We start from the raw sequence: 21,218 nt of genomic DNA, 5'->3' as shown, positions 1-21,218 counted from the left end.
TTCGGCAGTGCGGGTCAGGGCGCCTACGCGGCGGGCAACGCCTATCTGGACGCCCTGGCGGTCCACCGTCGTTCGCTCGGTCTGGCCGCCGTCTCGCTCGCCTGGGGTCCCTGGTCCGGCGTGGCCGGCATGACCGGCACCCTCACCGACACCGAGGCCGAACGCATCGCCCGGCTCGGCCTGCCGGCCATTGCCCCGGACCAGGGCGTCGCGCTCTTCGACGCGGCGCTCGCCACCGGGCACCCGGCCGTGCTGCCGGTCCGCCTCGACCCGGCGGCGATGGCCGCGCACGGCGAGGTACCCGCCCTGCTGCGCGGACTGGTGCGGGGCCGCGTGCGCCGCGCCGTCGTCGCCGCTTCGGCCGTGACGAAGGGCCTCGCGCAGCGCCTGTCGGGCCTGGGCGGCGACGGGCGGCGTGAGGCCGTCCTGGAGCTGGTGCGCGATCAGATCGCGCTCGTGCTCGGCCACGAGGGCCGGGCGACGGTGGATCCGTCGAAGGCGTTCCAGGACCTCGGCTTCGACTCGCTGACGGCGGTCGAGCTGCGCAACCGGCTCAAGTCGGTGACCGGTCTCCCACTGCCGGCCACCGTCGTGTTCGACTACCCGACGGCGAGCGCGCTGGCCGCCTTCCTGCTGGAGGGCCTGTTCGGGGCGGAGAGCGACGTCGACGTCCCCGAGGCCCTGCCGTCGCTGTCGGACGACCCGATCGTGCTCGTCGGGATGGCCTGCCGCTACCCGGGTGGCGTCGAGTCCCCGGAGGACCTGTGGCGGTTGGTCGCGGACGGCGTGGACGCGGTCTCCGGCTTCCCGGCGAACCGTGGCTGGGACGTCGAGGCCCTCTACGACCCGGACCCGGAGCACATCGGGACGTCCTCCACGTGCTCCGGCGGATTCCTGCACGCCGCTGGGGAGTTCGACCACGAGTTCTTCGGGATGAGTCCGCGCGAGGCGTTGGCGACGGACGCGCAGCAGCGCTTGCTGCTGGAGACGTCGTGGGAGGCGTTCGAGCGGGCCGGCATCGATCCGGTGTCGCTGCGCGGCAGCCGGACCGGCGTCTTCGCGGGCGTGATGTACGCGGACTACGCGAGCCTGCTCGGCGGTGGCGAGTTCGAGGGCTACCAGGGCAGCGGCAGCGCCGGGAGCGTGGCCTCGGGCCGCGTCTCGTACACCCTGGGCCTGGAGGGCCCGGCGGTGACGGTGGACACGGCGTGCTCGTCGTCGCTGGTGGCGATGCACCTGGCGGCGCAGGCGCTGCGCAGCGGTGAGTGCACGCTCGCCCTGGCCGGCGGCGTCACCGTGATGTCGACACCGAACACCTTCGTGGAGTTCTCACGCCAGGGCGGCCTGTCGGTGGACGGCCGGTGCCGTTCGTTCGCGGACGCGGCGGACGGCGTGGGCTGGGGTGAGGGCGTCGGCATGGTGGTGCTGGAACGGCTGTCGGACGCGCGTCGCAACGGGCACCGGGTGCTGGCGGTCCTGCGCGGCAGCGCGGTGAACCAGGACGGTGCGTCGAACGGTCTGACGGCGCCGAACGGTCCGTCGCAGCAGCGGGTGATCCGGCAGGCGCTGGCGAGTGCCGGACTGTCCCCGGCGGACGTGGACGCCGTCGAGGCTCACGGTACGGGGACGACGCTGGGCGACCCGATCGAGGCGCAGGCCCTGCTGGCGACCTACGGTCAGGACCGTGAACTGCCGCTGCTGCTGGGCTCGATCAAGTCGAACATCGGCCACTCCCAGGCCGCGGCCGGTGTGGCCGGCGTGATCAAGATGGTGCTGGCGATGCAGCACGGCCTGCTGCCGCGCACACTGCACGTGGACGCACCCTCCTCGCACGTGGACTGGACGGCGGGCGCCGTCGAGCTGCTCACCGAGCGCACCGACTGGCCGGCCACCGGCCACGCCCGCCGCGCGGGCGTCTCCTCCTTCGGGATCAGCGGCACCAACGCCCACGTCATCCTGGAGCAGGCCGAGCCCGACGTGGTGCAGGACGCCACGGTGACGGCGGGGGCGATGCCCTGGGTGGTGTCCGCCAAGTCCGAGGCGGCGCTGGACGCGCAGCTCGCGCGACTGACGGGACTCGGTGAACTCCGTTCCGGGGATGTGGCGATCACCCTTGCGGGGCGGTCGCTCTTCCCGCACCGCGCCGTGGTCGTCGACGGGGCCGAGGTGGCCCGAGGGGTCGCGTCGGTGGGCAGGAGCGCGTTCCTCTTCTCCGGGCAGGGCTCGCAGCGGCTGGGCATGGGGCGGGAGTTGTACGGCCGGTTCCCGGTGTTCGCGGAGGCCTTCGACGAGGTGTGCGCGGCCCTGGATCTTCCGGTTCGCGAGGTCGCCTGGGGTGCGGACGAGGAGCTGCTGAACCAGACTGCGTATGCCCAGGCCGGGTTGTTCGCCGTCGAGGTGGCGCTGTACCGGCTCGTCGAATCCCTCGGTGTGCGGCCGCAGTTCGTGGCCGGGCACTCGATCGGTGAGATCGCGGCCGCGCACGTGGCCGGGGTGTTCAGCCTGGCTGACGCGTGCGCGCTGGTGTCCGCTCGCGGTCGGTTGATGCAGGCGCTGCCGTCCGGCGGCGCGATGCTGGCGGTGCAGGCGTCGGAGGACGAAGTCCTGCCGCTGCTGGGCGACTTCGTGTCCATCGCCGCCGTGAACGGCCCGCGCTCGGTCGTCGTCTCCGGGACGGAAGAAGCCGTCGCGGAGATCGAGGCGCACTTCGCCGACCGCAGGACGAACCGGTTGCGGGTCTCGCACGCGTTCCACTCCCCGCTGATGGACCCGATGCTGGAGGACTTCCGCGAAGCCCTCAGCGGGCTCACCTTCAGCGCGCCGTCGATCCCGGTGATCTCCAACCTCACCGGCAACCTCGGTGAGGACCTCACGACCCCCGACTACTGGGTGCGCCACGTCCGCGAGGCCGTCCGCTTCGCCGACGGCATCCGCACGCTGGAGGCCGCGGGCGTCACGCGGTTCCTCGAACTCGGCCCCGACGCCGTCCTCACCGCGCTCACCGTGAGTGCGCTGCCCGACGGCGAGGCCGAAGCCGTCCCGGCGCTCCGCCGCAACCGGGCCGAGGAGCACACCCTCGTCGAGGCCCTGGCCCGTCTCCACGTCCACGGCACCACGGTGGACTGGACCGCGCTGTTCGCCACCACCGGTGCCGGGCACGTCGACCTGCCGACCTACGCCTTCCAGCGCCGCCGCTTCTGGCCCGCGCCCCTCGCCGCCCGCAGCGGCGACGTCCGGTCCGCCGGCCTCGGCGCCACCACGCACCCCATGCTCGGCGCCGCCGTCGAACTGGCCGACGAGGACGGGCTGGTGCTCACCGGACGCCTCTCCACGGCCGCGTTCCCGTGGCTGGCCGACCACGTGGTCCAGGGTACGGTCCTGGTGCCCGGCACCGGCCTGCTCGAACTCGCGCTGCGCGCCGCCGCGGAGGTGGGCTGCGAGCAGGTCGAGGAACTGACACTCGCCGCACCGCTGGTGCTGCCCGAGCACGGTGCGCTCCAGCTCCAGCTCCGCGTCGGATCGCCGGACGCCACCGGCCGCCGGGAGCTCACGATCCACTCCCGGCCGGACGGGGACCCGGACGCCGGATGGGTCCAGCACGCGGCCGGTTCGCTGGCCACTGGTGGAGTCGGGAATGTAGAGGCCTTCGACGTCTGGCCGCCGGCCGACGCCGAGGCTCTGTCCGTGGAGGGTGCCTACGAGCGGATGGCCGAGGCCGGGTTCGGCTACGGCCACGCCTTCCGGGGCCTGCGGGCGGCCTGGCGGCGCGGGGCCGAGCTGTTCGCGGACGTCGAGCTCCCCGAGGACGTCGACGCCGACGGCTTCGGCGTGCACCCGGCGCTGCTCGACGCGGCCCTGCACGTCGCGATCGTGGACGCGGGGAGCGACGACACCGTGGTCCCGTTCGCGTGGACGGGCGCTGCGCTGCGCGCCGTCGGGGCTTCGGCGGTACGGGTGCGCCTGGTCCGGTTCGACGGGGGCGGGCTTCGGCTCGACCTCGCCGACCCGACCGGTGACCCCGTGCTGACGGTGGCCTCCGTGAAGGGGCGGGCGGTCTCGGCGGAGCAGTTGAGCCCGGCCGACCCGCTCTACGCGGTGGAGTGGTCGGAGCTCCCGGCCGCCCCGGGTGAGGAATGGACGGCCTGGGACGCCCTGCCCGCCGAGGGCCCGGTCCCCGAGACCGTCGTCCTGGACTGCTCGACCGTGGCTGCCCCGGGCGACGACGTTCCGGCGGCCGTGCGCGAGGTGACGCAGTACCTGCTGCGCGCGGTGCAGGCGTGGCTGGCGGAGGAGCGGTTCGCGGTGTCGCGTCTGGTGGTGGTGACGCGGGGTGCGGTGGCGGTGCGTGACGGTGAGCCGGTGGATCTGGCGCAGGCTCCGATCTGGGGTCTGGTCCGGGCCGCGCAGGCGGAGAACCCTGGTCGCTTCGGTCTGCTGGACACGGACGGCGAGGTGCTGGTCACCGCCGAGCCCGAGTCGGCCGTTCGCGCCGAAGCCGTGTACGTCCCGCGGCTGTGCCGGCTTCCGCAGCCGGAGGGAGCGCTGTCGGTCGGCGCGGGCGACACGGTGCTGATCACCGGTGGCACGGGTGGTCTGGGGGCCGTCGTGGCCCGGTACCTGGTCGCCGAGTGCGGTGTGCGGAGTGTGGTGCTGACGAGCCGTCGTGGCCCGGAGGCGCCGGGTGCGGTGGAGCTGGTGGCGGAGTTGTCCGCCCTCGGCGCTGCCGTCGAGGTCCGGGCGTGTGACATGGCGGACCGCGGGTCCGTGGCGGCTCTGGTCGACGCGATCCCCGGCCTGTCGGCCGTGATCCACGCCGCCGGTGTGGGTGACAACGGGCTGGTCGGCGCGCTGACGCCGGACCGGATGGACGCCGTACTGGCGCCGAAGGCGGACGGTGCCTGGTACCTGCACGAGCTGACGAGCCACCTCGACCTGACCGCGTTCGTCCTCTTCTCCTCCGCGGGCGGGCTGGTCCTGACCGCTGGTCAGGGCAACTACGCGGCGGCGAACGTCTTCCTCGACGCCCTGGCCGCCCACCGCCGCGCCGCCGGCCTGCCGGCCACCTCCATGGCCTACGGCCTCTGGGACGTCGGCGCCGGCCTCGGCCGCGACCTCGCGGACGTCGACCGGGCGCGGATGGCCACCCAGGGCGTTCCCGTCCTCGACCACGCGACCGGCCTCGCGCTCTTCGTCACCGCGCTGCGCAGCGATCGCGCCGCCGTCGTCCCGATCCGGGTCGACGCTGCCGCCCTGCGCGCCCGCACCGACGAGGTCCCCGCGCTGCTGCGCGGCCTCGCCGCGCCGCGCAGGCACGCCCAGCTGCCCGCGAGTGGGCGTGCGACCGGGACCGGGCTGGCCGCGCGCCTCGCCCGGGCAACCGGGAGCGAGGGCCGACGTCTGGCACTGGAGCTCGTGCGGACGGAGGTCGCCGCGGTGCTCGGCCACGCCTCCGGCGAGGCGATCGCGCCCGAGCGGGCGTTCCAGGAGCTCGGCTTCGACTCACTCGCCGCGACCGACCTGCGCAACCGCCTCAACAAGCGCACCGGCCTGCGCCTGCCCGCCACGCTCGCCTTCGACTTCCCCAACGCGCGGGCCGTCGCGGAGCACCTCCTCGCCCTGGCCGGCGCGGGCACGGAGGCGACGCCGACGACCGGCACCGACGTCCGCCCGCACACCTCCGACGAGCCGATCGCGATCGTCGGCATGGCCTGCCGCTACCCCGGCGGCGCGGCCACGCCCGAGGAGCTGTGGCGGCTGCTGGCGGACGGCGTCGACACCGTCACCGGACTACCGACCGACCGCGGCTGGGACATCGAGCACCTCTACGACCCCGAGCCCGGCAAGGAGGGGCACAGCTACACCCGCCACGGCAGCTTCCTGCACGACGCCGGCGACTTCGACCCCGGCTTCTTCGGGATCTCCCCGCGCGAGGCCCTCTACATGGACCCGCAGCAGCGGCTCCTGCTGGAGACCTCGTGGGAGGCGCTGGAGCGGGCGGGCATCGACCCGCTGTCCCTGCGCGGCAGCCGGACGGGCGTCTTCGCGGGCGTCATGTACCACGACTACGCGCTCAACACGAATCCCTCGGGCACCAGCGGCGGCAGCGTCGTCTCCGGCCGCGTGTCCTACACGCTGGGCCTGGAGGGCCCGGCGGTGACCGTGGACACGGCCTGTTCCTCGTCCCTGGTCGCCCTGCACCTGGCAGTCCAGGCGCTGCGCACCGGGGAGTGCTCGCTTGCCCTCGCGGGCGGCGCGACGGTGATGTCGACGCCGGGCATGTTCGTCGAGTTCTCGCGGCAGCGAGGGTTGTCCGCGGACGGTCGGTGCAAGGCGTTCGCTGGCGCGGCGGACGGCGTCGGCTGGTCGGAGGGCGTCGGGGTGCTGCTCGTCGAGCGGCTGTCCGACGCGGAGCGGAACGGGCACCGGGTGCTCGCGGTGATCCGCGGCACGGCCGTCAACCAGGACGGCGCGAGCAACGGCTTCTCGGCGCCGAACGGGCCGTCCCAGCAACGGGTGATCCGCCAGGCGCTGGCGAGCGCCGGGCTGTCCCCGGCGGACGTGGACGCCGTCGAGGCTCACGGTACGGGGACGACGCTGGGCGACCCGATCGAGGCGCAGGCCCTGCTCGCCACCTACGGCCAGGACCGCGAACTGCCGCTGCTGCTGGGCTCGATCAAGTCGAACATCGGGCACGCGCAGGCGGCGGCCGGCGTGGCCGGCGTGATCAAGATGGTGCTGGCGATGCAGCACGGCGTGCTGCCGAAGTCGCTGCACATCGACCGGCCCTCGCCGCACGTCGAGTGGTCGGAGGGCGCGGTCGAGCTGCTGGCCGAGGCCAGGGCCTGGCCGGCGACCGGCCGTCCGCGCCGGGCGGGCGTGTCCGCCTTCGGGATCAGCGGGACCAATGCGCACGTGATCGTGGAGCAGGGCCCCGAGCCGGTGGTCGCATCTGCCGCTGGTGGACGGGATCCGGGCACGCTGCCGTGGCTGCTCGCCGCGGCGACGCCGGAGGCCCTGCGGGTGCAGGCCGGGCGGCTCGCGACCTTCGTCGGCGCGCGGCCGGAGCTCGACGCGTTGGACGTGGCCCACTCGCTGGTCGAGACGCGGGCGACGCTGGAGTACCGCGCGGTGCTGCTCGGTGCGGACCGGGAGGAACTGCTGGCCGGGCTGGACGCACTGAGCCGGGGCGAACTCGCCCCGGGCGCGGCCACCTCGTCCGCCCGGTCGGGCGGGGCGACGGCGTTCCTGTTCTCGGGGCAGGGGTCGCAGCGGTTGGGGATGGGGCGGGAGTTGTATGCCCGGTTCGCGGTGTTCGCTCGGGCTTTCGACGAGGTGTGCGGGGTTCTGGAGCTTCCGGTTCGGGATGTCGTGTGGGGTGTGGACGAGGAGCTGTTGAACCGGACGGAGTATGCCCAGGCGGGGTTGTTCGCGGTCGAGGTGGCGCTGTACCGGCTGGTGGAGTCCCTGGGTGTGCGGCCGGAGTTCGTGGCCGGGCACTCGATCGGTGAGGTCGCGGCCGCGCACGTCGCCGGGGTGTTCTCGCTGGAGGACGCCTGTGCGCTCGTGGCCGCTCGTGGCCGTTTGATGCAGGCGTTGCCGTCGGGTGGCGCGATGCTGGCGGTGCAGGCGTCGGAGGACGAAGTCCTGCCGTTGCTGGGCGAGTTCGTGTCGATCGCGGCGGTGAACGGCCCGACGTCGGTCGTGGTCTCGGGGACGGAAGAAGCCGTCGCGGAGATCGAGGCGCACTTCGCCGACCGCAGGACGAACCGGTTGCGGGTCTCGCACGCGTTCCACTCCCCGCTGATGGACCCGATGCTGGAGGACTTCCGCGAAGCCCTCAGCGGGCTCACCTTCAGCGCGCCGTCGATCCCGGTGGTCTCCAACCTGACCGGCGCACTGGCGGAGGGCCTGGCCTCGCCCGACTACTGGGTGCGCCACGTCCGCGAGGCCGTCCGCTTCGCCGACGGCATCCGCACCCTGCACGAGGCCGGCATCCGCCGCTACCTCGAACTCGGCCCCGACACCGTCCTGTCCGGCCTGGTGCAGGGCGTCCTCGACGACCCGACGGCCGCCGGTACGTGCGTCGTGCCCGCCCTGCACGCGGATCGGGACGAGGAGGCGCGGCTGGTCGGCGCGCTCGGCCGGCTGCACACGGCCGGGGCCGAGGTGGACTGGTCCGTCCTCTTCGCCGGTACCGGCGCCCGGACGGTGGACCTGCCCACCTACGCGTTCCAGCACCGCCGGTTCTGGCTCGACGCGACGAGCCCGCTCGGCGACCTGGGCGCGGTCGGAGTGGGTGCCTTCGCGCACCCGCTGCTCGGCGCGGCCGTCGACCTCTCCCACACGGACGGGTTCCTCCTCACCGGCCGGGTGTCACTGGACTCGCACCCGTGGCTGGCCGACCACCAGGTCCTGGACACCGTCCTGGTCCCCGGCGCGGCGCTGGTCGAGCTCGCGCTGCGGGCCGCGGCCGAGGTCGGCTGTGATCTGGTGGAGGAACTGACGCTGGCCGCACCGCTGGTCCTGCCCGAGCGCGGCGCCGTCCAGCTGCACGTGCGGGTCGGTGGCCCGGACGCCTCGGAACGGCGCGCGGTCACGATCCACTCGCGGGCGGACGGGGGCCCGGACGCCGGGTGGGTCCAGCACGCGGCCGGTTCGCTGGCGGTCTCCGGAGCCGTCGGGGCGGAATCGTTCGACGCGGAGGTGTGGCCGCCGGTCGGCGCGGAGCCGCTGCCGGTGGAGGGCGCGTACGAGCGGATGGCCGAGGCCGGGTTCGGCTACGGGCCGGTGTTCCAGGGCCTGCGTGCGGCCTGGCGGCGCGGCGACGAGCTGTTCGCCGAGGTCGCGCTGCCGGAGGGTGTGGCGGCCGACGGCTTCGGCGTGCACCCGGCGCTGCTCGACGCGGCCATGCACGCCGCGATCCTGGCAGGCGGGGGCGAGCGCGAGACCATGATCCCCTTCGCGTGGACCGGCGTGACCCTGTCCGCCGTCGGCGCCTCGGCGGTGCGGGTGCGGATCGTCCGGCTCGGCGATGGCGGGCTGCGGCTCGACCTCGCCGACCCGGCGGGCGGCCCGGTGCTGACGGTGGCCTCGATGGTGAGCCGGGCGGTCTCGGCGGAGCAGCTGGGCTCGGTCGACCCGCTGTACGGGATCGAGTGGGCGGAGCTGCCCAGCTCGGCTGCTGCGGATGACGCCTCGGCGCGGTGGCAGGACGTCTCGCAGTCCTCGGAGGCGGCGCCAGGCGTGGTCGTCCTCGACTGCGGCGCCTTCGTGAGCCCCGAGGACGTCCCGAGCGGTGTCCGCGTGAACGTCCACGCCGTGCTGGAGGTCCTCCAGACGTGGCTGGCGGAGGAGCGGTTCGCGGCGTCGTGTCTGGTGGTGGTGACACGGGGTGCGGTGGCGGTGTGTGAGGGCGAGCCGGTGGATCTGGCGCAGGCTCCGGTGTGGGGTCTGGTCCGGGCGGCGCAGGCGGAGAACCCCGGACGCTTCGTCCTGGTGGACACGGACGGGGAAGTGGTCGTCACGTCCGAGCCGGAGTCGGCCGTGCGCGCCGGGGCCGTCTATGTTCCGCGTCTGAGCCGGCTCCCGCAGCCGGAGGGTTCGCTGCCGGTGGGCGCGGGCGACAGGGTGCTGGTCACGGGTGGTACGGGTGGCCTGGGGGCCGTGGTGGCCCGCTACCTGGTGTCCGAGTGTGGCGTTCGTAGTCTGGTGCTGGCGAGTCGTCGCGGTCTGGAGGCGCCGGGAACGGTGGAGCTGGTGGCGGAGCTGTCCGCTCTCGGTGCTGCCGTCGAGGTTCGTGTGTGTGACATGGCGGACCGTGAGGCCGTGGCCGGTCTGATCGCCGGGATCCCGGGTTTGTCGGCCGTGGTCCATGCCGCCGGTGTCGGTGACAACGGTCTGGTCGGTGCGCTCACGCCTGGGCGTATGGATGCCGTGCTGGCGCCGAAGGCCGACGGCGCGTGGTACCTGCACGAGCTGACGAGCCACCTCGACCTGACCGCTTTCGTGATGTTCTCCTCCGCCGGTGGTCTGGTCCTGACCGCCGGCCAGGGCAACTACGCGGCCGCGAACGTCTTCCTCGACGCCCTCGCAGCCCACCGCCGTTCCGCCGGCCTGCCCGCGACCTCGATGGCCTACGGCATGTGGGACGTCGGCGCCGGCCTCGGCGAGCAGCTCCTGGAGCTCAACCGCAACCGCATGGCCGCCCAGGGCGTCCCGCCGCTCACCCGCGAGGCGGGTCTGGCGCTGTTCGCCGCCGGTCTGCGCAGCGAGCGTGCCACCGTCGTCCCGATCCGGGTCGACGCGGGCGCCCTGCGGGCCCGCACCGACGAGGTCCCCGCGCTCCTGCGCGGTCTCGTCCCGGCCGCCCGCCGCACGGCGGCCCACGCTTCGGCGTCGGCCGCACCGGCCGAGGGTCTCGCCGCGCGGCTCGCCGGGCTGACGGAGGCGGAGCAGCGGCGGACGGTCCTCGACCTCGTCCTGGCCCGGGTGGCGGGGCTGCTCGGCCACGAGTCGGGCGACGCGATCGAGCCGGAGCGCGCGTTCCAGGAGCTCGGCTTCGACTCCCTGGCCGCGACCGACCTGCGCAACCAGCTCAACACGCTCACCGGCCTGCGCCTGCCCGCCACCCTCGCCTTCGACCACCCGAACGCCGAGGCCGTGACGGACCTCATCGTCACCGAGCTGGGCGTGCGGACCGCCGCCAGCGGCGAGGCGTCCCGCGCCGAGGCCGACCTGCGGGCCGCGCTGCAGTCGATCCCGACCCGGCGGCTCCGTGACGCGGGCTTGGTCGATGCCCTGCTCGACCTGGCCGACGACCGCGTCGTTCGTGTCGACGAGGCAGCGGACATCGCGGCGGCGGCCGAGGTCCGCCACGACCCGATCGCGATCGTCGGCATGGCCTGCCGCTACCCGGGCGGGGTGACCACGCCCGAGGAGCTCTGGCAGCTGGTGACGTCCGGCGCGGACGCGATCTCCCCGTTCCCCACCGACCGCGGCTGGGACCTCTCGACGCTCCGCACCGAGGACTCGTACTACACCCGCGCGGGCGGATTCCTCGACGGCGCCGCCGAGTTCGACCCCGGCTTCTTCGGGATCTCCCCGCGCGAGGCCCTGGCGATGGACCCGCAGCAGCGGCTCACGCTGGAGCTCTCCTGGGAGGCGCTGGAGCGGGCCGGCATCGACCCGAGCGGCCTGCGCGGCACCCGCACCGGCGTCTTCACCGGCGTGATGTACCACGACTACCCGGGCAGTGACGGCAACGGCAGCGTCGTGGCCGGCCGCGTCTCGTACAAGCTCGGTCTGGAGGGCCCGGCTGTCGCGGTGGACACCGCCTGCTCGTCCTCCCTGGTCGCCCTGCACCTGGCCGCCCAGGCGCTGCGCCAGGGCGACTGCTCGCTCGCGATCACCGGCGGCGTGACGGTCATGGCCACGCCGGGGGTGTTCGCCGAGTTCGGCCGCCAGGGCGCGCTCGCCCCCGACGGGCGGTGCAAGTCGTTCGCGACCGCGGCCGACGGCACGGGTTTCGCCGAGGGCGCGGGCTTCCTGGTCGTCGAGAGGCTGTCGGACGCGTTGCGCAACGGGCACCCGGTGCTCGCGCTCGTGCGCGGCAGCGCGGTGAACCAGGACGGCGCGTCGAACGGCCTGACGGCGCCGAACGGTCCGTCGCAGCAGCGGGTGATCCGGCAGGCGCTCGCCAACGCCCGACTCGGCGCCGACCAGGTCGACGTGGTCGAGGCGCACGGGACCGGGACGACGCTGGGCGACCCGATCGAGGCCCAGGCGCTGCTTGCGACGTACGGTCAGGACCGCGAACGGCCCCTGCTACTCGGCTCGATCAAGTCGAACATCGGGCACACCCAGGCCGCCGCTGGTGTCGCCGGCGTGATCAAGATGGTGCTCGCGATGCACAACGGCGAGCTGCCGTCGACGCTGCACGTGGACGAGCCGAGCGCGAACGTGGACTGGTCGGAGGGGGCCGTCCGGCTCCTGACCGAGCCCCGCCCGTGGGCCCCGGGCGAGCGTCCGCGCCGCGCCGGCGTCTCCTCCTTCGGGATCAGCGGCACCAACGCCCACGTGATCATCGAGGAGGCCCCGGCGGCGACCCAGCCCACGGAGGTGCCGGAGGCCGAACCGGGGGTCGTGCCGTGGCTGCTGTCCGCCACGTCCCCGGAGGCCCTGCGCGCGCAGGCCGAGCGGCTGGTTGCGGCCATTGACGACGCCCGTCCGGTGGACGTCGCGTACTCGCTGGCGACGACCCGTGCCGCGCTCGAACACCGCGCGGCCGTGGTCGGCGACGGGGCCGGGCAACTCCTCGCCGGCCTGCGGGCGGTGGCGGACGGCGAGGCGCCGACCGGCGTCGCGACCAGCGGGCGGGTGGCGTTCCTGTTCTCGGGGCAGGGGTCGCAGCGGTTGGGGATGGGGCGGGAGTTGTATGCCCGGTTCGCGGTGTTCGCTCGGGCTTTCGACGAGGTGTGCGGGGTTCTGGATCTTTCGGTTCGGGATGTCGTGTGGGGTGCGGACGAGGAGCTGTTGAACCGGACGGAGTATGCCCAGGCGGGGTTGTTCGCGGTCGAGGTGGCGCTGTACCGGTTGGTGGAGTCTCTGGGTGTGCGGCCGGAGTTCGTGGCCGGGCACTCGGTCGGTGAGGTCGCGGCGGCGCATGTGGCCGGGGTGTTCTCGCTGGAGGACGCGTGCAAGCTGGTGAGCGCTCGTGGCCGTCTGATGCAGGCACTCCCGTCGGGTGGCGCGATGCTGGCGGTGCAGGCGGCGGAGGACGAAGTCCTGCCGCTGCTCACGGACTTCGTGTCGATCGCCGCCGTCAACGGCCCGACCTCGATCGTCGTCTCGGGTACGGAGGAGGCCGTCGAGGCGATCGAGGCGCACTTCGCCGACCGCAGGACGACGCGGCTGCGGGTCTCGCACGCGTTCCATTCGCCGCTGATGGACCCGATGTTGGAGGACTTCCGTACGGTTCTCAACGGGCTGGGCTACAGTGCGCCGTCGATCCCGTTGGTCTCCAACCTGACCGGCGCACTGGTCGATGGTTTGACGTCGCCCGAGTACTGGGTGCGTCATGTCCGCGAGGCCGTCCGCTTCGCCGACGGCATCCGCACCCTGCACGAGGCCGGCGTCCGCCGCTTCCTCGAACTCGGCCCCGACACCGTCCTCACCGCCCTCACCACGAGCGCGCTGCCCGACGGCGAGGCCGAAGCGATCCCGGCGCTGCGCCGCGGACGCGAGGAGGAGCGGACCGTCGTCGAGGCGCTGGCACGCCTGCACGTGCTCGGCGTCCCGGTGGACTGGTCCGCCTTCCACGCCGGGACGGGCGCCCGCCGGGTCGCCCTGCCGACGTACGCCTTCCAGCACCGCCGCTTCTGGACGGACGCATCGGCGTTCTTCCCGACGGCCGAGTCCGCCGGGCTCCGGAACGCCGAGCACCCGCTGCTCACCGGCTCGCTCGAACTGGCCGGTACCGCCGATCTGGTGTTCACCGGCCGGTTGTCGGCCCGGTCGCACGGGTGGCTCGCGGACCACGTCGTCATGGGTTCGGTCCTGGTGCCGGGCACGGCGCTGGTCGAGCTGGCGGTGAGGGCCGGGGACGAGGTCGGCTGTGATCTGGTCGAGGAACTGACGCTGGCCGCGCCGCTCGTCCTGCCCGAGGACGGATCGGTCCGGATCCAGGTGCGCCTGGCCGAGCCGGACGACTCCGGGCGCCGCGCGATCGGCATCCACTCCACGGCGGACACCGGCTCGGAGCCGGTCTGGACTCTGCATGCGAGTGGTGTGGTGGGCTCGGGCGCGGTGCCGGCGGTGTTCGATGCCTCGGTGTGGCCGCCGGTCGGTGCCGAGGCGGTTGACGCGGTCGGGTTGTACGAGGGTTTGGCGGCGGCCGGGTTCGAGTATGGTTCGGCGTTCCGGGGGCTTCGGGCCGTCTGGCGGTGCGGGGATGAGGTCTTCGCGGAGGTCGTTCTGCCCGAGGGCGTTGACGGTAGTGGTTTCGGGTTGCACCCGGCGCTGTTCGACGCCTGCCTCCACGCGTTCGCGTTGACCGGGTCCGGCGAGGGTGGCGGTGTGCCGTTCGTGTGGGAGGACGTGGCGCTGCACGCCTCCGGGGCGTCGGCGGTCCGGGTGCGGCTGACGCCGTCGGCGGGCGGTGGGGTCGCGCTCGCGATCGCCGACGCCGACGGCCGGCCGGTGGCCTCGGTCGGCGCGCTGACGGTGCGCCCGATCGCCGCCGGGCAGCTCGCGCTCAAGACGCGGGTGGGCCGGGACGCGTTGTTCCGGGTGGACTGGGTGCCGGTGAAGACGGCTGCTGCTCCGGAGTTCGTGGTGGTGGAGTCGTTGGCGGAGGTTTCGGTGGAGGTGCCGCCGGTGGTGGTGATCCGATCGGCGGACGACGATGTGCATGCTCGGACGGCACGTGTGCTGGAGTTGGTGCAGGGTTGGTTGGCGGGGGAGCGGTTCGCGGGCTCGCGTCTGGTGTTCGTGACGTGTGGTGTGGTGGCGGGCGGGGATCTGTCGGGTGCTGCGGTGTGGGGTCTGGTGCGGTCGGCGATGTCGGAGGAGCCGGGCCGGTTCGGTCTGGTGGATCTGGAGGGTTCGGGAGAACTGCCTCCCGCTGTGCTGGGTGTGGATGAGCCGGAGTTGCTCGTCCGTGGCGGTGAGGTCTTCGCGGCCCGTCTGGTTCGGGTGGAGGGCACGGTCGGGGCGGTGGCGTCGGTGGCGTGGCCGAGTGAGGGGACGGTTCTGATCACCGGTGGCACGGGTGGTCTGGGCAGGGTCGTGGCGCGGCACCTGGTGGCGGAGCACGGTGTGCGCAGCCTGTTGCTGGTGAGCCGCCGGGGCGCGGACGCCGAGGGTGCGGACGAACTGCTCGTGGAGCTGGCGGAGTTGGGTGCAGGGGTGATTGTGGAGGCCTGTGACGTGGCGGATGGGGCCGCTGTCGCGGACCTGTTCGCCCGGCACGAGATTCGCGCGGTCGTCCACACGGCCGGCGTGATCGACGACGGCGTGATCGGCTCCCTGACCGCCGAGCGCGTCGGCGCCGTCCTGCGCCCGAAGGCGGACGCCGCCTGGCACCTGCACGAGGCCACGAAGGAACGCGAGTTGGCGGCCTTCGTCCTGTTCTCCTCCGTCGCCGGCACGTTCGGCAGTGCGGGTCAGGGCGCCTACGCGGCGGGCAACGCCTATCTGGACGCCCTGGCGGTCCACCGTCGTTCGCTCGGTCTGGCCGCCGTCTCGCTCGCCTGGGGTCCCTGGTCCGGCGTGGCCGGCATGACCGGCACCCTCACCGACACCGAGCGCGAGCGGATGACCCGCGCCGGCGTGCCGCCGCTCGACCCGGAGCACGGGCTGGCGCTGTTCGACGCGGTCGCCACCGGCGCCGAGCCGGCCGTCCTGCCCGTCCGGCTAGACCTGCTCGCCCTGCGGGACCGGGGGGACGTCCCCGCCCTCCTGCGCGGCCTGGTCCGGACCCCGGCGCGCCGGGCGGCCACGGCCCCCGCCGCGATCGACCTGACCCGGCGGCTGTCGGGCCTGGGCGAGGACGAGCGGCGGGCGGCCGTTCTGGAGCTGGTGCGCGATCAGATCGCGCTCGTGCTCGGCCACGAGGGCCGGGCGACGGTGGATCCGTCGAAGGCCTTCCAGGACCTCGGCTTCGACTCGCTGACGGCGGTCGAGCTGCGCAACCGGCTCAAGTCGGTGACCGGTCTCCCACTGCCGGCCACCGTCGTGTTCGATTACCCGACCGCCCAGGCGCTCGCCGGTTTCCTGCTGGAAGGCCTGTTCGGCGCCGCGGAGAGCGTGGAACTCCCGGCGGCCCTGCCCGTCCCGTCCGACGATCCGATCGTGCTCGTTGGGATGGCCTGCCGCTATCCCGGCGGCGTGGCGTCGCCGGAGGACCTGTGGCGCCTGGTGGCCGACGGCGTGGACGCGGTGTCGGAGTTCCCGGCCGACCGCGGCTGGGACGTCGAGACCCTCTACGACCCGGACCCGGACCACAGCGGCACGTCCTACACCCGGACGGGCGGATTCCTGCGGGAGGTAGCGGCGTTCGACGCGGCGTTCTTCGGGATGAGCCCGCGCGAGGCGTTGGCGACGGACGCGCAGCAGCGCTTGCTGCTGGAGACGTCGTGGGAGGCGTTCGAGCGGGCCGGCATCGATCCAGTGTCGCTGCGCGGCAGCCGGACGGGGGTGTTCGCGGGCGTGATGTACGCGGACTACGCGAACCTGCTCGGCGGCGGTGAGTTCGAGGGCCACCAGGGCAGCGGCAGCGCCGGGAGCGTGGCCTCGGGCCGCGTCTCCTACACGCTCGGCCTTGAAGGCCCGGCGGTGACGGTGGACACGGCCTGCTCGTCGTCCCTCGTCGCGATGCACCTGGCCGCGCAGGCCCTGCGCAGCGGCGAGTGCACGCTCGCCCTGGCCGGCGGCGTGACGGTGATGGCCACCCCGGGGACGTTCGTGGAGTTCTCCCGGCAGCGCGGCCTCGCCGCGGACGGCCGCAGCAAGGCCTTCGCCGAGGCGGCGGACGGCGTGGGCTGGGGTGAGGGCGTCGGCATGGTGGTGCTGGAACGGCTGTCGGACGCGCGTCGCAACGGGCACCGGGTGCTGGCGGTCCTGCGCGGCAGCGCGGTGAACCAGGACGGTGCGTCGAACGGTCTGACGGCGCCGAACGGTCCGTCGCAGCAGAGGGTGATCCGGCAGGCGCTGGCGAGTGCCGGGCTGTCGTTCGGTGACGTGGACGCGGTGGAGGCGCACGGGACCGGGACGACGCTGGGCGACCCGATCGAGGCGCAGGCCCTGCTGGCGACTTACGGTCAGGACCGTGAACTGCCGCTGTCGCTGGGCTCGATCAAGTCGAACATCGGGCACGCGCAGGCGGCGGCCGGTGTGGCCGGCGTGATCAAGATGGTGCTGGCGATGCAGCACGGGGTGCTCCCGCAGTCCCTGCACATCGACCAGCCCTCCACCCATGTCGACTGGACGGCCGGCGCCGTCGAGCTGCTCACCGAGCGCACCGACTGGCCGGCCACCGACCATCCGCGCCGTGCGGGCGTCTCCTCCTTCGGGATCAGCGGCACCAACGCCCACGTCATCCTGGAGCTGCCCGAGTCGGCGGTCCCGGAGAACGAGGCCACACCCGGTCTGGTGCCGTGGGTCGTGTCGGCCAAGTCCGAGGTGGCGCTGGACGCGCAGCTCGCGCGGCTCACGGATGCCGAGGAACTGCCCTCCGCGGACGTGTCGTTCACCTTGGCCGGGCGGTCGGCGCTGCCGCACCGCACGGTGCTCGTGGACGGAGTGGAGGTCGCCCGAGGGGTCGCGGCCGACGGCAAGACGGCGTTCCTGTTCTCCGGACAGGGCTCGCAACGGCTCGGCATGGGCCGGGAGTTGTACGGCCGGTTCCCGGTGTTCGCGGAGGCCTTCGACGAGGTGTGCGCCGCGCTGGAACTGCCGCTTCGGGATGTCGTGTGGGGTGAGGACGGGGAGCTGCTGAACCGGACGGAGTACGCCCAGGCCGGGTTGTTCGCGGTCGAGGTGGCGCTGTACCGGCTCGTCGAATCCCTCGGCATGCGGCCGGAGTTCCTGGCGGGCCACTCGATCGGGGAGGTCGCGGCCGCGCACGTCGCCGGGGTGTTCGGCCTGACCGACGCCTGTGCCCTGGTGGCTGCTCGCGGCCGCCTCATGCAGGCGCTGCCGTCCGGCGGCGCGATGCTCGCCGTGCAGGCGACGGAGGACGAAGTCCTGCCGCTGCTGGGCGACTTCGTCTCGATCGCCGCCGTTAACGGCCCGCGCTCGGTCGTCGTCTCGGGCGCGGGGGAGGCCGTCGCGGCGATCGAGGCGCACTTCGCCGACCGGCGGACCACGCGCCTTCGGGTGTCCCACGCGTTCCACTCCCCGCTGATGGACCCGATGCTGGAGGACTTCCGCGAGGTCCTCAACGGGCTGAGCTTCAGCGCGCCTTCGATCCCGGTCGTCTCCAACCTGACCGGCGCACTGGCCGAGGACCTCACGACCCCCGAGTACTGGGTGCGCCACGTCCGCGACGCCGTCCGCTTCGCCGACGGCATCCGCACCCTCCACGAGGCCGACGTCCGCCGCTACCTCGAACTCGGCCCCGACGCCGTCCTCACCGCGCTCACCGCGAGCGCGCTGCCCGACGACGCCGACACCGTGGCCACCCCCGCGCTCCGTAAGGACCGCCCCGAGGAGGCGAGCCTCCTCCAGGCCCTCGCGAGCCTGCACGTCCACGGCGCGAAGGTCGAATGGCGGGCGCTGCTCGCCGGAGCGGGCCGGCACCTCGCCGAGCTCCCGACCTACCCGTTCGAGCACCGGGACTACTGGCCGACCGGCCTGCCCGCCGGCCGCGGCGCAGAGTCCGCCGGGCTCAGGAACGCCGAGCACCCGCTGCTCACCGGCTCGCTGGAGCTGGCCGACAGCGGCGGCCTCCTGTTCACCGGTCGTATGTCGGCACGGTCCCACCCGTGGGCGGCGGACCACGTCGTCATGGGCTCGGTGCTGGTGCCGGGCACGGCGCTGGTCGAGCTGGCCGTGCGCGCGGGCGACGAGGTCGGCTGCGACATCGTCGAGGAGCTGACGCTCGCCGCGCCGCTGGTCCTTCCGGGGACGGACGCCGTGCAGCTCCAGGTGGCGGTCGGGGCGCCGGACGACGCGGGCCGCCGGCCCGTGACCGTGCACTCCCGGCCCGCGGCCGGGGGTCTGCACCCGTGGACCCTGCACGCGAGCGGCGTGCTGGGCACGGGTGCGGCACCGGCTGCGTTCGACGCCTCCGTGTGGCCGCCGGCCGACGCCGAGCGGGTCGACCTGACCGGTCTCTACAACGGCCTGGCGGAGGCCGGGTTCGGGTACGGCCCGGCGTTCCAGGGCCTCCGTGCGGTCTGGCGCCGCGGAGAGGAGCTCTTCGCGGACGTCTGCCTGCCCGCGGGCGTCGAGGGTGGCGCCTACGGCCTCCACCCGGCCCTGTTCGACGCCTGCCTGCACACGCTCGCCGTGGGCGGCGGGTTCGGGGAGGGCGGTGCCGGGGTGCCGTTCGCGTGGGAGGACGTCGCGCTGCACGCCTCGGGGGCGTCCGCGCTACGAGTCCGGCTGGCGCCGTCGGCGTCCGGTGGGCTGGCGCTCGCCGCGGCCGATGCGCAGGGCCGGCCGGTGGCGTCGGTGGGCTCGCTCACCGTCCGGCCGATCGTCGCCGAGCAGCTCGGGGCTTTCGCCCGCCCGGCCGGCCACGACGCGTTGTTCCGCCTCGACTGGATGCCGGTGCAGGCGCCCGCCGACGCGGATGTGGCGTTCGTCGCCGTCGAGCCGAACGCGCAGGCGCTGACCGAGCTCGCCGCACGGTCCGACGTGCCGCCGGTGGTCCTGGCCGAACTCCCCGCCGGCGGGGCCGAGGCGGTGCACGCCCGGGTGGCCGCCGTCCTGGAGCTGGTCCAGACGTGGCTCTCGCACGAGGGGTTCGCCGCCTCGCGCCTGGTGTTCGTCACGCGGGGCGCGGTGTCCGGCGCCGACCTCGCCGGCGCCGCGGCCTGGGGCCTGGTGCGCTCGGCGGCGTCGGAGGAGCCGGGCCGGTTCGGCCTGCTCGACCTCGCCACCGCCGAGACCGGGCTGATGCCCGGGGCCCTCACCGTCGACGAGCCGCAACTGCTCGTTCGCGACGGAGGGTTGTTCGCCGCCCGCCTCGTACGGGAGGAGCTCGCGACCGAGGCGCCGAGCTGGCCTGACGAGGGCGCGGTGCTGATCACCGGCGGCACCGGCGGCCTGGGCCGCCTGGTGGCCCGGCACCTCGCCGCCGAGCACGGCGTGCGGAGCCTGGTCCTGGTCAGCCGCAGCGGCGCCGCTGCCGACGGTGTGGCCGAGCTGGTCGCCGAACTCGCCGGGCTCGGCGCCGAGACGGCCGTCGAGGCCTGTGACGTGGCCGACGAGGCCGCCGTCACCGGGCTGTTCGCCCGCCACGACGTCCGCGCGGTGGTGCACACCGCGGGCGTCCTGGACGACGGGACGATCGGCTTGCTCACGCCCGAGCGGGTCGGTGCCGTCCTGCGCCCGAAGGCGGACGCGGCGTGGAACCTCCACCGGGCCGCCGAAGGTCTCGACCTCACCGCTTTCGTCCTGTTCTCCTCGGCGGCCGGCACGCTCGGCAACCCCGGGCAGGGCAACTACGCTGCCGCCAACGCCTTCCTGGACGCACTCGCCCGTCACCGCCGCTCCCTGGGCCTGCCCGCCGTCTCGCTGGCGTGGGGCCCGTGGACCGGCGCTGGCGGCATGACCGGCGCCCTCACCGACGCCGAGGCCGAGCGCCTGGCCCAGACCGGAATACCGCCGCTCACACCGGAGCTGGGGCTCGCACTGTTCGACGCGACCACGGTCGGCGCGGAGCCCGCCGTCCTGCCGCTGCGGCTGGACTCGGCGGTCCTTCGGAAGCGTGGGGAGATCCCGCCGCTCCTGCGCGGCCTGGTGCGCGTGCCGGTGCGGCGCGGCTCGGTCGCGGGCGCGGACGGTGGGGCGGGCGGCGGCGCCGAGTTCGTGCGGCGGCTGTCCGAGCTGCCGGGGGCCGAGCGGCGAGAGGCGCTGCTGGAGGCGGTCCGCCGGCAGGTGGCCGCAGTCCTCGGCCACACCGAGGCGTCCGGGGTGGACCCGCAGCGGGCCTTCCAGGACCTCGGGCTGGACTCGCTGACGGCGGTCGAGCTGCGCAACCGCCTGGGTGGGCTGGTGCGCCTGCGCCTCCCGGCCACCCTGGTCTTCGACCACCCGACGGTGGCTGAGCTGGCGGACCACCTGTTCGAGCGGCTCGGCCTGGAGCCCGAGCCCACCGCGGGCGCGGCCGTGCTGCTGGCCGAACTCGACCGCTTGGAGCAGGCGTTCGGGACGACCGAGGTCGACGGATCGGACGAGGCGCTGTCCGACCAGGTGGCCGCCCGCCTGGAGGTGCTGCGCTCGAAGTGGCTCGCCGCCCGGAGCGCCGCTGCCGCCGGCGGACTCCCGGGCGCCGGGGCCTTCGACTTCGAGTCGGCCTCGGACGACGAGATGTTCGACCTCTTGGACAACGAACTGGGCCTGTCCGACTGACGACCCGCCCCGTCCCTCCCCGGGTCGGGGGGGGCCCCCCCCCCGGGGGCCCCCCCCCCCCGGGGGGGGGGCCCCCCCGCGGGGGCGGGGGGGGGCCCCCCCCCCCCGGGCCCCCGGGTGGGGCCACACCCAAGCCGCCC

Annotated in this window: 1 protein-coding gene (cut by a window edge); it reads left to right on the top strand. The window is 74.3% G+C overall.

What is annotated here, in order from left to right; genetic code table 11:
* Positions 1-21,078, top strand: partial view of an SDR family NAD(P)-dependent oxidoreductase gene (locus tag ACIO9K_RS07340; protein WP_400327675.1) — the 3' portion only. It extends 9,390 nt beyond the left edge of the window; 21,078 of the gene's 30,468 nt are visible here — the last part of the coding sequence; its start codon lies off the left edge, out of view; the stop codon is at positions 21,076-21,078.
* Positions 21,079-21,218 lie beyond the last annotated feature (140 nt).

Source organism: Kitasatospora sp. NPDC087271, from assembly GCF_044744605.1.
In the GTDB taxonomy this organism is placed as follows: Bacteria; Actinomycetota; Actinomycetes; order Streptomycetales; family Streptomycetaceae; genus Kitasatospora.
Note: the sequence above shows the minus strand (reverse complement) of the source record. Positions and strands in the feature narration are given on the sequence as shown.